Genomic DNA, 16,095 nt, shown 5'->3' on the forward strand with positions numbered 1-16,095 from the left:
CAAGTGTCAGAGAATAGATGCTGTGAGAATTGAATCCAATGGGAAGGGAATAAGTTATGAATAAGCTTCGCAAAACAGGAATTTTAAGCAAAATAAAAGGGATGAACCTTAAAGGATCATCCCTTTTTAAAATCGAGTGTTAACTTAGAAATCGGTATTAGAAAAACCTGTCATTTCTTCGAGGCCCATCTCACGGCCTAACGCCGTCATTGGATGGACGATAACCAGGCCACGTACCGCTTTTTTCAGAGCGCCCATGTTGGCTTGTTCTTTTTTGGTGATGGGACGCTTGTACGGCAGTGCCATCAGTTTTTGTGCTTCTTTGCTCAGCTTCTGGTTGCGCACCGCTTGCAGGCGCACGATCTCGATTTCCAGCTTCGCTTTCTCTTTTTCCATCTCAGCGTACTTTTCAGCATCGTTGATCAGATGCAGTTCTGGCATCTCGTGACGGATAAGATCGAGGCGATCGCTCAGGCGTTTGATTTCTGCTTTTTCGATTTCTTTCATTTTTGATTAACCGTGAATAACTTTCATTGCTGGCAAGGATACACCATTCGGTGCTATAGGGCGAAAAGGGTGTTCGGTCTGAATTATTTCTGGAAGGCTTTTTTTAAGCTGACCCGTGAGATCAGCTCAGTTAAAGAGAGCACCATCGTGGAACGCACTATTTGCTGATAACGCTGTTTTTGCATGGCAAACAGCTCAGGATCGCTGCCATCAACAAACTTTGGTGTCGGCGGTAGAGCAGAAACACAGTGCAGTTCACCGAATGGGCCAAGCATTTCATCGTCGGTAAAATTATATTCATTACCGTCATGGTTTAACTCTTCACGCAAAGCCATCAACAGTTCGCAATCTTCGTACTCCGCGCGATTGAGCACGCCAAGCCCGTAGATAAGTTTGAGACGCACGGAAAGATCCCCTAGTGGCCCGTCACCATCCAACAAGGGTTCAACCGCATATTTCACCGCATAGTCGTCTTTACGGAAGACCTGAAGCACCAGGATATTAACCGCTTCGGTGAGAAGTTCGACCGCGGTAATCAGCAGGCTGCGTACGGTTTTGCCGGCATTGAGACGCTCAAGCACACGGTTTTCAAAGGCCTGGGTTTCTTCCATCTTTGCCTGCATCACTAAAATTTTCTATTGGGTGCAGCATCCACTGCACCCGCTCTCTTCTGCTACGCTTTAGCTTCGTACGCTTTCACCGCCTGTGCTACCACGTCGCTATTGGCATCAAGACCAGAAATTTCTGCGAGAGTGACCTGTGGGCCTTTTTCTGCCAGCAGTTTTTCCAGTTCCTGAGCTTGCGGATCTTCTGCGCTGCGGTAATGCATCGCTGCGGCAATACCTTCAACCAGGTTCAGGTGTGGCAAGCCGTATTCGATGGTGCCAAGCAGTGGCTTAATCAGACGGTCGCCCGCACTTAACTTACGCAGTGGCTGGCGGCCTACGCGCTCCACATCATCTTTCAGATATGGGTTCTCGAAACGACCAAGGATTTTTTGGATGTAGGCTGCGTGTTTGTCTGCATCAAAACCGTAGCGTTTGATAAGCACCGCACCACTTTCGTCCATTGCCCCTTTCACGACAGCACGGACTCTTTCATCCAGAATCGCATCGCGAATGGTCTGATGACCGGCCAGTTGGCCAAGGTATGCGGTTATAGCATGCCCGGTATTCAGCGTGAAGAGTTTGCGCTCAACAAACGCCATCAGGTTATCAGTAAGTTCCATGCCAGGAATGTTCGGGAGATCACCTTTGAACTGAGTTTTATCAACAATCCATTCGCTGAATGTTTCAACCGTGACTTCAAGCGGGTCATTAGTAGCAGATTCTGACGGTGGAACGATACGGTCCACTGCAGAATCAACAAAGCCAACATGTTGCTCAACCCAGGCCTGATCATCTTCCGACAGCGCCTTCATGACGTGGCCTTTAAGCTGGCTGGTGCCGCGCACCATATTCTCGCAAGCGATAATGTTCAGTGGTTTCTCATTACCGTTGGTACGACGCAGAACCAGACCTTTCGCCACGGCTGGTGCAATGCGTTCAAGCACTACCGGTCCGACTGCCGTGGTCACCAGGTCTACATCGGCAATCAGAGTAATAACTTCATCGCCAATGCTGCTAACAGCATTAACATTGGAAACGGTATCGATTTGCTTTTGCTCGCCAACAACGTGAACCTGGTAGCTATGGCGCGCATTCAGCGCGTCCAGCACAGTCTGGTTTACATCGGCAAAGGTCAGTTCAATACCGGCATCTGCCAGCAATTTTCCGATAAAGCCACGTCCGATATTACCTGCACCAAAATGTAATGCTTTCATGTCGTTCACCTTCTTAAATTTGAATTACCCGAGAGGGTTCGGGTGAGGAGGTTTGTGGTATTGACCAACCTCACCAGAACCCTCTCCCATTCGGGAGAGGGAAATGGAGACTTACTTCTTACCTGCCAGCAGGTCGAGAACTTCCTGAACGCTGGTGGTATTCGCCAGGCGATCAATCACTGAATCATCATCCAGCGCGTTGGTCAGGCTGGTGATAACCTGGATGTGTTCGTTATTGCGAGCGGCAATACCGATAACCAGGCGGGCAATATCATCAGTTTCTTCACCGAAGTGAACACCGTGTGGGTACTGGCAGAACACAACGCCGGTTTTCAGTACGCGGTCTTTCGCTTCAACTGTACCGTGCGGAACTGCGATACCTTCACCCAGATAAGTTGGGGTCAGTTTTTCACGTTCAAACATCGCATCAACATATTCAGGCTGGACGTAACCACCGTTCACCAGTTGCTCACCCGCAAAGCGAATGGCTTCTTCTTTGTTGGTGGCAGTCAGGCCGAGGAACACGTTGCCAGCACCCAGGCGGAACAGCCCTTCTTCGCTTGGTACGAAGCTGTCTTCCAGGCTGCTCATTACCTTCACTTCTTTCTCGCTCAGGTTATGGGAGGCCACCAGACGCTCGGTCAGGTTGGAGTACAGGCTGCTATCCAGGAAGTTGGTCAGGGAAATATGCTGTGCCTGTGGAACCTGGCGCATCGCACGCTCGGTCAGGTCACGGTGCGTAATCACCAGATCAACATCATCCGGCAAACTGTTGATTGCACAGTTAGTCACGGAGATATTTTTCAGGCCTGCATCGCTGACTTTCTTACGCAGCACGCCAGCACCCATAGCACTTGAACCCATGCCTGCATCACACGCTACGATGATTTTACGTACGTGGCTCAGGTCGTTAGACAGGCCAGCACCTACCGCCAGTGGCGCAGTTGCACCTTTGGATTCAGCTTTCATCTCTGCCATACGGCGAGCTGCTGCTTCGATATCGTCTTCTTCTTTAACTTTGCTGGTTTTCAGCAAGATTGCTGAGACCACGAAGGAGACTGCTGTTGCTGCAACGATTGCTGCGATGTTCGCGAAGTACGCACCTTTTGGTGTCATCGCCAGAACTGCCAGGATGGAACCCGGAGATGCTGGTGAAACCAGGCCGCCGTTCAGGATGGTCAGAGTGAACACGCCAGTCATACCGCCGAGGATAACGGCCAGAATCAGACGTGGGTTCATCAGCACATATGGGAAGTAAATTTCGTGGATACCGCCCAGGAAGTGGATGATTGCCGCGCCGCCCGCAGACTGCTTAGCATTACCACGACCGAAGAACATGTACGCCAACAGCACGCCCATACCTGGACCTGGGTTTGCTTCAATCAGGAAGAAGATTGATTTGCCCAGTTCGTGGGACTGCTGAATACCCAACGGTGAGAAGATACCGTGGTTGATTGCGTTGTTCAGGAACAGGATTTTCGCTGGTTCTACGAAGATAGAAGCCAGTGGCAGCATGTCATGAACAACCATGAAGTTAACGCCCGCCGCCAGTACTTTGGACAGGACTTCAACCGCAGGGCCGATACCCATGAATGCCAGAATCGCCAGAATCATACCGATGATGCCAGCGGAGAAGTTGTTCACCAGCATTTCAAAGCCGGATTTGATTTTGCCGTCTACCCACGCGTCGAAATGTTTAATCGCCCAGCCACCCAGAGGGCCTGCAATCATCGCGCCGAGGAACATCGGCATATCTGCACCGACGATAACACCCATGGTTGTGATTGCACCCACCACACCACCACGGTCGCCACCGATTAAGCGACCACCGGTATAACCGATGAGCAATGGCAGCAGATAGGTAATCATTGGGCCTACCAGTTTCGCCAGTGTTTCACTTGGCAACCAACCGGTCGGGATAAATAAGGCGGTGATAATACCCCAGGCGATAAACGCGCCGATGTTTGGCATTACCATGTTACTCAGGAAACGACCAAAGCTTTGCACTCTGATCTTGATATCGGATGACATACGCACACCCCTTATTGTGTTTACGTGCTGAAAAGCAGCCCGAGGTTTATTGTTAATGTGGTGGCAAGCAACGCTGCCAGATGCTCTAAGTGAGGCGAATTTGGCACTGAATCGTGAAACTGTCCAGCGAGTGGAAATTTATGTGACAAGGATCACCAATTGATGGGTGTGACCAACTACGATCAGGAGATCTGCGTCACATAATCAGTGTGTAAAAAAAACACAGCAGCTATTTTTTGCGCATAGTTGACGCCTAAACGTGATGGGAATCACATTTCATGGTTGTGACTTTGTTATTTATATGTGATTAGCATCACAAGAAATTTTAAGTGATTTTTATGGAGTGTGATCCGGGGCAACCCGGCGGTGTCGGTTGATTTGATTTTGTCAGAAAATTACAGCGCAGCGGCAACGCACAAGACTATTAGTTATAGGGTGGATAAGCGCAGGCGCCATCCACCGATTGCACTATTTATTATGCAGCGCCAACAAAGCTTCGGGCCTGCTCAAACAAGTTCTGATAGTGCTTTTCACGGTCGACGATATGGATTCAGGGCTGGAAGCCGTGCTCTGTGGCGCGGGTATCAGTTACCTCTACGAGCAGCAGGCCAGGCCGTGGCTGGAAAGTGGCCAGCTTGTCAGCATGCTGGAGGAGTGGCTGCCTGAACCCGAACAGTGGCAACTTTACTACCCCAATCGCCAGTACATGACCTGTGGGCTGCGGGCGTTTCTGGACTACATCAAATCGCCGTTGCCAACAATCTGAACCATACTTACGTTTTGTTGGCAAAAATGGACGATGTGATGAAACTGATCGGCAATTACACCAGCCCGTATGTGCGCAAAATTTCAGTGATAATGCTGGAGAAAGGTATAACTTTTGAATTTGTAAACGACAACCCATGGACTTCAGAAAGCAACACGCCGCAATACAACCCGCTGGGCAAAGTCCCGGCGCTGGTCACCGGAGATGGGCAATACTGGTTCGATTCACCGGTGATTGCCGAATATCTTGAGCTGTTGGATATCGCCCCAGCCCTCATCCCGCGAGATCCATTAGCTGCACTGCAAATGCGCCAGATAGAAGCGCTGGCCGATGGCATTATGGACGCGGCTCTGGTTTCAGTACGCGAACGCCAGCGCCCGCCGGAGCAGCAATCAGAAACGGAACTGCTGCGCCAACGTGAAAAAATCAGCCGCAGCCTGACACTGCTCGAACAGTACGTCGCAGATAAAAAACTGGATGCGGAAAACCTAAGCGTCGCGACCATTGCGGTGGCATGCGCTGTGGGCTATCTCAATTTCCGTCGCGTTTCGCCTGGCTGGTGTGTCGACCGCCCACATTTAGTGAAACTGGTTGAGAAACTTTTCGAACGTGAAAGTTTTGCACGGACCGAACCGCCAACAGCATGATCTCCCGCCATGACAGGGGGGCAACTCCCCCTGTAAACTATCGCAATATTTCACCATTCTGCGGCTTGCTATGACTACCCATCGCACCTTGTACAGCCAACTTCCAGCAATCGATAAACTGTTACGTGACGCCTCATTTAGCACTTTGCTGCACCATTTCGGCCACACTCAGGTGGTGAATACCTTACGAGAGATGCTTGAGGTGGCACGGGAACACATTCGCACTCAGGAAATCCTGCCGCCCTGGAACAACGATTGGGCAGCACATGCGCAGCTTCAGCTTGAATCAGGCCAGCGCAGCGCCCTATTACCAGTATTTAACCTGACCGGCACGGTACTGCATACCAATCTGGGCCGCGCATTGCAGGCAGAAGCAGCAATTGAGGCTGTGACTCAGGCAATGCGCTACCCCGTAACACTGGAATATGACTTACATGGTGCAGAGCGCGGGCACCGTGACCGAGCATTGGCGGGCCTACTTTGTGAACTTACCGGTGCGGAAGACGCCTGTATCGTTAATAACAACGCGGCAGCCGTATTGCTGATGTTGGCGGCATGTGCAAGCGGCAAAGAGGTTGTGGTTTCACGTGGCGAGTTAGTCGAAATTGGTGGCGCATTCCGTATTCCTGATGTGATGCGCCAGGCGGGTTGCCAACTTGTGGAAGTTGGCACAACAAACCGCACGCATTTGAAAGATTACCGCCAGGCGGCGAATGAAAATACGGCGCTATTGATGAAAGTCCACACCAGCAATTACCAGGTTGCGGGCTTTACTAAAGCGGTCGATGAAGCAGAACTGGTGGCACTCGGAACTGAGCTGAATATCCCTGTTGTTACTGATTTAGGCAGCGGTTCGCTGGTCGACTTAACTCAGTGGGGATTGCCAGAAGAGCCTATGCCGCAACAGTTGATTGCGGCTGGCGTAAGCCTGGTGAGTTTCTCTGGTGATAAACTGCTCGGCGGCCCGCAGGCGGGTATTATCGTCGGCAAAAAAGATCTTATCGCCCGCATTCAAAGCCACCCGCTAAAACGGGCATTACGCGCCGATAAAATGACGCTGGCTGCACTCGAAGCGACGTTACGCCTATATCAACACCCGGAAACACTGGTCGAACGATTGCCGACGCTGCGCCTGCTAACCCGTAGCGCTAGTGAAATCACAGAGCTTGCACAACGCCTGTTACCTGCCCTTGAAAGCAAATATGGCGAGCAATTTACCGTTTGCGTCGAACCGTGTTTATCGCAAATTGGCAGCGGCTCACTACCGGTGGATCGTTTGCCAAGTGCCGCGCTAACGTTCACACCAAAAGATGGGCGTGGCGCAACGCTTGCCGCGCTCACACAAGCCCTGCGCGAACGACCAAAACCGATTATTGGCCGCATCAGCGATGGGCGCTTATGGCTGGATTTACGTGGCCTTGAAGATGAAGCTGGTTTCATAGAGAACCTGAACCCATGATTATTGCTACCGCCGGGCATGTTGACCACGGCAAAACTACCCTGCTGCAAGCCTTAACTGGCGTGAATGCTGACCGTCTGCCCGAAGAGAAAAAGCGCGGCATGACTATCGACCTGGGCTATGCATACTGGCCACAACCCGATGGCCGCATCCCTGGTTTTATTGATGTGCCAGGGCATGAAAAATTCCTCGCCAATATGCTGGCAGGCGTGGGGGGTATCGACCACGCGCTGTTGGTTGTCGCCTGCGATGATGGCGTGATGGCGCAAACTCGCGAACATCTCGCTATCTTGCAATTAACCGGCAAACCGTCGCTTACCGTGGCCTTGACCAAAGCCGATCGGGTGAGTGATGCGCGAATAGATGAAGTACGCGAAGCGGTGTTGGAAACACTCAGTGAATTTGGCTGGCCAGAGGCGGCTTTGTTTGTCACAGCAGCCACCAGCGGCACAGGAATTGACGAGCTACGTGAACACTTACTTGCGCTGCCGGAACGTGCACACCCGCGCCAGCACCGTTTCCGTCTCGCAATTGACCGTGCTTTTACCGTCAAAGGGGCGGGTTTGGTAGTGACCGGAACCGCATTGAGTGGCGAAGTAAAAATTGGTGACACGCTGTGGTTAACCGGTGCTGATAAACCGATGCGTGTACGTGGTTTACATGCCCAAAATAGTAAAACCGACACCGCTTTTGCCGGGCAACGCATAGCGATCAACATTAGCGGCGATGCGGAAAAACTGGATATCAAACGTGGTGACTGGCTGCTAGCGGAACAACCCCTTCAGTCCGTTGAGCGCGTGATCGTTCAACTGCAAAGCCATGCACAGCTGCAACAATGGCAGCCGCTGCATATCCACCATGCAGCTAGTCATGTCACCGGGCGCATTTCTCTGCTAGAAGATGACCTCGCCGAACTGGTTCTGGATACGCCGTTATGGCTTGCAGACAATGACCGCCTGGTTCTGCGTGATATATCCGCTCGCGTCACACTTGCAGGAGCGCGAGCCATTCTTCTGCACGCTTCACGCCGCGGTAAACGCCAGCCTGCATTCCTCGCATGGTTACAACAGCTTAAAGATGCAGAAAATGACCAGCAGATGCTCGATATCCATCTACAACGAAGCGCCGTAACCCTGACTGATTTCGGCTGGGCGCGGCAACTGACCTCTCAGGGCTTACAAGAGTTGCTAAACAGAACCGATTTTCTTCGCGCGGGCAATAGCCTGCTTAGCGAGGAAATGGCCGCACGCTGGAAGCAAAAACTGCTCGATACCCTGGAGCGTTATCACCAACAGCATGACGACCAGCCCGGCCCTGGTCGTGAGCGTCTGCGTCGCATGGCTTTACCAAGTGAAGATGAGCCACTGGTTTTGGCATTGATTGAAAAAATGCGCCAGGAAGGGGTACTCGCAAGCCGACAAGGCTGGCTGCATCTGCCCGATCACAAACCGGGCTTTTCCACAGAGCAGTTGGCAGTTTGGGAGAAAATTGACGCACTATTTGGTGATGAGCCATGGTGGGTACGCGATCTGGCTCGGGAAACACAACAAGATGAACAAGTAGTACGTCAGCTACTGCGTTTTGCCGCGCAACTTGGGCTAGTGACTGCGATCTTAAAAGATCGTTATTACCGTAACGATCGGATTCAAACCTTTGCTAATTTGATCCGCGAACTGGATCAAACGCAAGGAGCTACCAGCGCTGCGGATTTCCGAGACAGTCTCGGCGTGGGTCGCAAACTGGCGGTGCAAATTCTCGAATACTTTGATCGAATTGGTTTTACCCGCCGCCGTGGCAATGACCACCTACTGCGTGATAAAGCGCTATTCCTGGCCGAGAAATAGCGTGACCAACACATCTCACCTGGCTCAATGCCAGAGTGAGACGTGTCTGTTTCAGATCATATCAGAACAACCCTAACGGCTTATCCGAGTAACTCACCAACAGGCACTTGGTCTGCTGATAATGATCCAGCATCATTTTATGGGTTTCACGCCCAATACCGGATTGTTTGTAGCCCCCAAACGCCGCATGGGCTGGATAAGCGTGATAACAGTTAGTCCACACGCGCCCCGCCTGAATGCCACGACCCATTTTGTACGCCAGATTACCGTTACGACTCCAGACACCAGCGCCGAGGCCATATTCGGTATCGTTCGCAAGCTCCAGTGCTTCTTCCACGGTTTTGAAGGTCGTCACGGCGAGCACCGGTCCGAAGATCTCTTCCTGGAAAACGCGCATATTATTTTTGCCGAACAGAATGGTTGGCTCGAGGTAATAACCCGCTTTCAGGTCACCCTCTAGTGCTTTGCGGCGCCCACCAGTCAGGACATCAGCCCCTTCTTTTTTGCCGATATCGATGTAGTTCAGGATGGTTTCCATCTGCCCTTGTGACACCTGCGCCCCCATTTGGGTACGTGAGTCCAGAGGGTTACCACTGCGGATGGATTCCACACGGCGAATCGCACGCTCCATAAAGCGTTCATAGATAAATTCTTGCACCAGTGCACGGCTTGGACAGGTACAAACTTCACCCTGGTTAAAGGCAAACAGAGCAAAACCTTCCAGTGCCTTGTCGAAAAATGCGTCCTCTTCGTCCATCACATCAGCAAAGAAGATATTTGGGGATTTACCGCCCAACTCCAGCGTCACCGGGATAATGTTTTGAGTTGCATACTGCATTATCTGCTGACCCACTTCAGTGGAGCCGGTAAACGCTACTTTGGCTATACGTTTGGAGGTTGCCAGATATTCACCGATTTCACCGCCAGCACCGTTCACTACGTTGATGACACCCGGCGGTAGCAAATCTCCCACCATTTCCATCAGCAGCAGAACCGACAGCGGCGTTAAACGTGCTGGTTTCAGGACAATGCAGTTGCCCGCAGCCAGTGCCGGAGCCATTTTCCAGCTCGCCATCAGCAGTGGGAAGTTCCACGGAATAATTTGCGCTACCACACCGAGAGGTTCATGGAAGTGATACGCCACAGTATCGCCATCAACTTCGCTGATGCCGCCTTCTTGAGCACGAATACAGGAAGCAAAATAGCGGAAATGGTCGATAGCCAGAGGCACGTCGGCACCGCTGGTTTCACGGATTGGTTTGCCGTTATCCCAGGTCTCAGCCGCCGCCAGCAGCTCAATATTCTGCTCCATGCGATCGGCTATTTTTAGCAGAATATTGGCACGTTCCTGAACTGACATACCGCCCCAGCCTGCTTTTGCCTCATGCGCGGCATCTAACGCTAAATCAATATCGCCTTTACTGGAGCTGGCTATCTCACACAGTGGTTGCCCAGTAACTGGGGTGAGGTTTTCGTAGTATTTTCCCTCGACAGGAGCTACCCACTGGCCGCCAATGAAGTTGTCGTAACGAGGTTTAAGCTTGAGCGGGAAACCATACTCGCCCGGGATAATTCGGGTATCGGGAGGATTATTTGTCATGTGAATCTCCTTGTCGTTTGCACTCTCAAGCGTAGTCGTCAGCGGTGAATTCTTCGCCAATGTTTGAGCGCTTTACGACACAGGTCACGGATTGGTTTTTCGCTGATTAAGAGTAATCAGCCTGCAGGTTATTGGTTTTGAGACATACTTAAAGTTTACCTTTTCCCGTTTCGCTACAAGGATTGCTCATGCGCCTGTTTATTAGTTTCGATGTGGGCGGCACCCACGTTAAGCATGGTTTGTTCACTGAAGAGGGGGAGGTGCTGATCGCTGAAGAGTATGACACTCACTATGACCGCCAGCAGTTTCTGGATGCCTGGCAAAGTGTGGTGGCAGGCTATCGACAGCATAATGAAATTGCCGGGATAGCCATCAGTTTCCCCGGCTATATCAACCCTCATACCGGTAATGTCCCCAAAGCGGGGGCGCTTGAGTTTCTTGATGGCTGCAATTTGCTGGAGATTTTTGGCGAACTGACAGATCTGCCAATTACCGTTGAAAATGATGCTAACTGTGCAGCCCTCGGCGAGATGTGGTTGGGTGCGGGCAATGAATATGATTCTCTGGTCTGCGTGACGATTGGTACCGGCATTGGCGGTGGCATTATCGTAAACCGAGAACTGATGCGCGGTTCGCACTTCCGGGCCGGTGAATTTGGCGTATTGCCGGTAGGAAAATATGGTGAGGACATGCATCAGTTGGCATCAGCCAAAGGGCTGATGGATGCATGTCGACGCGAGATGAATATCCCGGCAGATGAGAAAATTCGCGGCCAGGATATTTTTGCCCGCGCTGAAACAGATCTGCATATTCAGGGGGTTATCGACAACTGGGTGAAATACCTGGCGCGTGGGATTTATAGCGTTGTCTCGCTATTTGATCCTCAAGCGATTTTGCTGGGCGGCGGCGTCAGTACTCAGCCGATGCTGTACCCAATGCTGGAACGTCACCTTGAAGGGTTTAAGTTCTGGGATGTGCTACAAGTGCCGATTCGCCCCTGCAAACTGGGGAATAAAGCTGGCATGCTCGGCGCAGTTTGGCTGGCAAAACAGAAATAAAAAAGCCCGACGAATTTGTCGGGCAACGGACGATTAATGAAATATTTCTTATATACCTTTCATATTTCGTGCCACACAGGAAAAATGCGCTTACATGCTTCCAGGGCGTGGCACGAAATAATCAAGGTAACTTCTTTCTGCACTTTCGGGATGAATTCACGTTCTCAGGGGTGAATACTTACTGTTCGCCTGCAATCTCAACCACAACACGGCGGTCTGGAGCCAGGCAATCAATCAGTTGTGACTTAGGCATACCGTCTGCACAAGTATTGCCGGTCACGGAATCACTTTCACCACGGCCTTCGGCACGCACATTCTGAGCAGGCAAACCTTGCGCTATCAGTGCATCAACGACTGCTTGTGCACGCTGAGCAGAAAGCTGCTGATTGTATTGCTCTGAACCCAGGCGATCGCTGTAGCCAACAACTGTTGTTGAGCTGTTTTTCGCCGCTTGCATATCCGGGCTGTTGTACAGCTGCTGAATTGCTGCGTGACCTTCTGAAGTCAGCTCTGCAGAGTTAAAGCCGAACAGCACGTCTGATTTCAGGTTAAATTTCTTCACTTCTGGAGCCGCTGGCGCAGGTTCCACAACCGGTGCGATTACTGCGTCATCATGCTGGCCGAAGCGATAAACAACACCTGCGGATAACGAACTTACATCACTGCTAATACCAATCTGGTTAGAGTTACCTACATTGCTTACCCACTGGTATTCCAGACGGCCAGCCCAGTTTTTGGTAAACGCATATTCAGTACCGACTGCGGCCAACGGGCGCACGCCAGTTTCAAAATTGCTATGACCTGCATTGTTAACTTCTGCGCGGTAACCCATCGCACCAGCACGGCCATAAATATCCCAGCTGTCAGTCAAGCCGTAGCTCGCTTTCAGAGAAAGTTGCAGGCCCTGGCTTTCCATTTTTCCGCCAGCAACACCGTTATTACCGTTGATACCCATGTTGCCCAGGTAGTCGTATCCACCTTCAACCGCTAACCATGGAAGAACTTGATAACCTGCAAATACGCCGCCGCTGACGTTGTCTTTATCGAAATCAAAGTCAGTTGCGTTGCTCACGTTATCGTTGAAATCTTTGTTGCCGCTGGCATCAAAATAATGCGACCAGCCCATTTTAGCGCCGCCGTACCAGGTGTTCGCGTCTGCCGCAGCAAATACGTTAGAAACAGCGCAAGCGTTCAGCACGATTAAAGCCACAAGAGTCTTTTTCATATATTCCCTAACATATCCCATATCTGAGCAAACGACTCAGAATTAAATCGCCATAAGTTTGTCGAACGGGATAATAAGGAAATAGTTCCTTAATTAGAAATATTAAACAGTTTATTTTTAAATAAAAAAATATTCAGGCGCATCATACAACCGATGCGTAAAGTTAACATAAAATGCTAAAATTTTATATCTTTGCCATTCGTGCTATTACCCAGGATATTATCAAATCTTTTCTGGCAAATTATTTATGGCGACTAAAAAACCGCCTCTCTTTATCTCTATATGTTTTTCAGTTTTCAGCACGAAAATAACATTCAAAATGCTGCTACGCGATAAATGCGTTCTCAGGCGAATATAATCAAGGATAGAAGTGTTGAGCCGAGCTTCGAGCGGCAGTCCAATCATCTCCTGCAGGTGGCTGCGAATGACGGAGTAAGTACGCTGTTGCAACACCATTTCATCGCGATAAACGAGGTAAGCGTTGAAATAAGCTAAGGTAGTGGATACATCACGCCACAGGTTCTGTTCATCGAATATTTTTAATGCATTTTCAACGTCAACGGCCAAAATTCGCGACTTTTTCTCGACACGTAGAATATGGTAGCGCTTGGGCTGGATAGCCTCGCCCAAGCCAAAAATATGAGGATCATAAGCACTTGCAACAACCAGACCATCAGTAACACGTACTAGCGAAATCTCACCTTCCATAAAGAGATATAGTTGTGGTTTACCTTTGTATTCCCAGCTCATTCTTTTGCGAGGGATAACTTTTATCTCCGAACTTACTGGTTCAAGTGCTGAGAACAGACATTGCATAGAATCGTCCGGGCGAGTGGGTATTGTCATCGGTTATCCTCAGTAAATTAATGCTTAGTGTGCCTTCTCTTTCTCTAAAATTCAGCTTTCTGTGTTCCAGTAAAACCAATAATTTAGCGTTCTAATAGCCACCAAATCCTCTTCAAGTCAGGTTAATTATATATCTAGTTTAAAAATAAAAAAATCATGGTTTTTCAAGGGGGGGTAATTAAGGGGATTTCAGAAATACTGAAGGGGAATATCCAGAAACAATTTAATTTTAAATGAAATAACTCAGTAGTGTGCTGGGTTATTATTTTGAGAGGATAAATACTTGGGATCTCTGCATCAAGAGATCCCAATATTTCGGCTTACTCGCCGTTAACCCAAATTCGCATTTCACCTTCCCCACGGTTCGCCCAACTAAACCATGGAATAAAAGTGAGCTTTTTCGGCTCGGCTTTCACCGGTGATTTGTCATAGTGATACAGTGCCTGTTGGTCAGCTTGCTCGCTTGCCATACGCAGTCCATCAGCCTTAATCAGCACCTTGTGCGCAAAAATACCTTTCCCTTCAATCAGGCTAAATGTGCTCTCTTTTGGTAACCATAGGTTATGCAATTCTGCACCGTTATCCGCTTCTTCCAGGCAGTACACCAACGGCCCGCGCTGCAAGGCAACTTTCCCGGCGACATGGCGCAGTAAAGGGTTGCCGTATACACGACGCACTGGCATCGGCAGCGTCAGGCTAATACGATCACCCTCCTGCCATTCGCGGTTAAGATGTAGATACCCTTTGCGCACGTCACCGACGCAGGGTTCGCCATTGAGCAGCACTTGCGGGTTTTCACACCAGTCCGGCAGACGCAGTGCCACGATATGTTGCACCGCCTGCGGTGATATCACGGTGATATCGACCTGCTCATTCCAGGGGTAGTTACCACTGACTTTTAGACGCAGCTCTTTCTCGCCCACCGATACGGCAATTTCGTTACCAACATACAGATGCACATACAGAGCATCCGGTTGAGGCGTGTAAATATAATGGCCGAGCGATGTCAGCACACGTGCAATATTTGGTGGGCAGCAGGCACAACCAAACCAGCGCTGACGAACAGGTTTTACATGATCATAAATATGGTTGAAGGCCAGCGATTTTGGATGAACTTCAAGCGGGTTCACATAGAAAAAGTGTTTACCATCCAGCGCCATGCCTCCCAGCACCGTGTTGTATAACGCACGCTCCATCACATCTGCAAAACGACTGTCGGCTTCCATTTGCAACATACGACGGGCATACATCATTAAACCGATAGAGGCACAACTTTCCGCGTAAACCGTGTCATTTGGCAGATCGTAATCCGAGCTGAATGCCTCTCCGCTGCTTTGAGAACCAATACCGCCTGTGATGTACAGCTGGCGTTGGACCATGTTGTCCCACAAACGCAAGCAGGTCTGGCGTTTTTCTTCGTCTTTATGCAAACGCGCAAGATGTGCAACACCAGCCATCAGGTAGACAAAACGCACCGCATGGCCGATAGCTGTTTGCTGGAGCACCAGCGGTTCATGCGCCTGGCTGTAGGCTTTGTCTTTTACCATCCACGCCGGGCCATGAATGTTCCAGTGCGAGGTACGTCCACGTTTTTCATATTCAATATCGTAGAAATGCGGCTGTGCTCCGCGTTCCTCAACAAAGTAATTTACGAGATCTAAGTAGCGATGGTTGTCGGTCACTTCATATAAACGCATCAGCGCCAGTTCGATTTCCGGGTGCCCCGGGTAACCGTGAAGCTGGTTTTCGCCTGGCCCAAAGACGCTGTCGATATGGTCAGCCAGGCGGCACACCACATCCAGCAGGCGGCGTTTCCCGGTTGCCTGAAAGAACGCAACACCCGCTTCAATCATATGCCCTGCGCAATAAAGCTCATGGCACTCGGCAAGATTAGTCCAGCGTTCCTCTGGCGCTTTTACGGTGAAATAGGTGTTTAGGTAACCATCTTCACACTGTGCTGCTTCCACCAGTTCGATAACTTCATCTGCGGTTTTCTCAAGATCCTCATCTGGCTTCTGGCACAGTGACCATGCCACTGCCTCCAGCCATTTCGCTACATCGCTATCCTGAAAAACCATGCCGTAGAACTCGCCATCTTTGCGACCTGCCGCTATTTCAAAGTTTTCGATAGCATGGCTTGGGTCTGCCTCAGTAATACGGTCGTTTAGGGCATCCCACTGATAAGGAATCACCACATCGCGCACCAGGCGTTGGTACTGCCCCAAAAACGCATCGGTTACTTTAAGTTTGTGCAGGTCAACTTCCTGTAATACATCTGGCTGATTCATAA

General features: G+C 50.3%; 13 protein-coding genes. 5 read left to right on the forward strand and 8 right to left on the reverse strand.

Annotated elements, in window-relative coordinates; translation table 11 throughout:
- Nucleotides 1-144: 144 nt before the first annotated feature.
- The 4 genes from EDF88_RS15940 to EDF88_RS15955 all read right to left on the reverse strand — a co-directional run bounded on the left by EDF88_RS15940 (nt 145) and on the right by EDF88_RS15955 (nt 4,360).
- Nucleotides 145-507, reverse strand: a complete 363-nt coding sequence (locus EDF88_RS15940; protein WP_064514511.1) for a YibL family ribosome-associated protein — start codon at nt 505-507, stop codon at nt 145-147.
- An 83-nt stretch (nt 508-590) separates the two neighbouring features.
- Entirely contained in the window at nt 591-1,130 is a 540-nt protein-coding gene (gene mtlR, locus EDF88_RS15945; RefSeq protein ID WP_064514512.1) for a mannitol operon repressor MtlR, read from the reverse strand.
- Nucleotides 1,131-1,180: 50 nt separating this feature from the next.
- Nucleotides 1,181-2,329 carry a mannitol-1-phosphate 5-dehydrogenase gene (mtlD, locus tag EDF88_RS15950; protein ID WP_134185782.1) on the reverse strand — a complete coding sequence of 383 codons (1,149 nt, stop codon included), beginning with the start codon at nt 2,327-2,329 and terminating at the stop codon, nt 1,181-1,183.
- Nucleotides 2,330-2,440: 111 nt separating this feature from the next.
- Nucleotides 2,441-4,360 (reverse strand): PTS mannitol transporter subunit IICBA, encoded by a 1,920-nt coding sequence (locus EDF88_RS15955; protein ID WP_064514516.1) that lies wholly within the window; start codon nt 4,358-4,360, stop codon nt 2,441-2,443.
- Between the two features lie 463 nt (nt 4,361-4,823).
- Between EDF88_RS15955 and EDF88_RS15960 the strand changes: the two genes are divergently transcribed.
- From EDF88_RS15960 to selB, 4 genes are all read left to right on the forward strand, one after another.
- A complete protein-coding gene (locus EDF88_RS15960; RefSeq protein ID WP_243839626.1) occupies nt 4,824-5,126 on the forward strand; it encodes a LysR substrate-binding domain-containing protein in 303 nt (100 codons plus the stop codon).
- Between the two features lie 38 nt (nt 5,127-5,164).
- Complete coding sequence (locus tag EDF88_RS15965; protein WP_134185784.1) at nt 5,165-5,773, forward strand: glutathione S-transferase; 609 nt, start codon at nt 5,165-5,167, stop codon at nt 5,771-5,773.
- A 70-nt stretch (nt 5,774-5,843) separates the two neighbouring features.
- Nucleotides 5,844-7,232 carry an L-seryl-tRNA(Sec) selenium transferase gene (gene selA / locus EDF88_RS15970; RefSeq protein WP_134185786.1) on the forward strand — a complete coding sequence of 463 codons (1,389 nt, stop codon included), beginning with the start codon at nt 5,844-5,846 and terminating at the stop codon, nt 7,230-7,232.
- A complete protein-coding gene (selB, locus tag EDF88_RS15975; RefSeq protein WP_134185788.1) occupies nt 7,229-9,076 on the forward strand; it encodes a selenocysteine-specific translation elongation factor in 1,848 nt (615 codons plus the stop codon). The genes selA and selB overlap by 4 nt, the downstream gene beginning before the upstream one ends.
- A gap of 61 nt (nt 9,077-9,137) precedes the next feature.
- Here selB and EDF88_RS15980 read toward each other — a convergent pair whose 3' ends face one another.
- A complete protein-coding gene (locus EDF88_RS15980) occupies nt 9,138-10,676 on the reverse strand; it encodes an aldehyde dehydrogenase family protein (protein ID WP_134185790.1) in 1,539 nt (512 codons plus the stop codon).
- 188 nt (nt 10,677-10,864) lie between these two features.
- On the opposite strand from EDF88_RS15980, the gene EDF88_RS15985 reads away from it, so the two are divergent.
- Nucleotides 10,865-11,734 carry an ROK family protein gene (locus EDF88_RS15985; RefSeq protein WP_064514544.1) on the forward strand — a complete coding sequence of 290 codons (870 nt, stop codon included), beginning with the start codon at nt 10,865-10,867 and terminating at the stop codon, nt 11,732-11,734.
- A 178-nt stretch (nt 11,735-11,912) separates the two neighbouring features.
- Here the strand turns inward: EDF88_RS15985 and ompA are convergent, their stop codons facing one another.
- The 3 genes from ompA to EDF88_RS16000 form a co-directional block, all read right to left on the reverse strand.
- A complete protein-coding gene (gene ompA, locus EDF88_RS15990) occupies nt 11,913-12,959 on the reverse strand; it encodes a porin OmpA (protein ID WP_134185792.1) in 1,047 nt (348 codons plus the stop codon).
- A 222-nt stretch (nt 12,960-13,181) separates the two neighbouring features.
- Nucleotides 13,182-13,805 (reverse strand): helix-turn-helix domain-containing protein, encoded by a 624-nt coding sequence (locus tag EDF88_RS15995; protein ID WP_134185794.1) that lies wholly within the window; start codon nt 13,803-13,805, stop codon nt 13,182-13,184.
- A 320-nt stretch (nt 13,806-14,125) separates the two neighbouring features.
- Nucleotides 14,126-16,093: a glycoside hydrolase family 127 protein gene (locus EDF88_RS16000; protein ID WP_134185796.1), complete on the reverse strand. Its 1,968-nt coding sequence runs from the start codon at nt 16,091-16,093 to the stop codon at nt 14,126-14,128.
- Nucleotides 16,094-16,095 lie beyond the last annotated feature (2 nt).

Origin of the sequence: Buttiauxella sp. BIGb0552 (assembly GCF_004366275.1) — a bacterium.
Classification (GTDB): domain Bacteria; phylum Pseudomonadota; class Gammaproteobacteria; order Enterobacterales; family Enterobacteriaceae; genus Buttiauxella; species Buttiauxella gaviniae.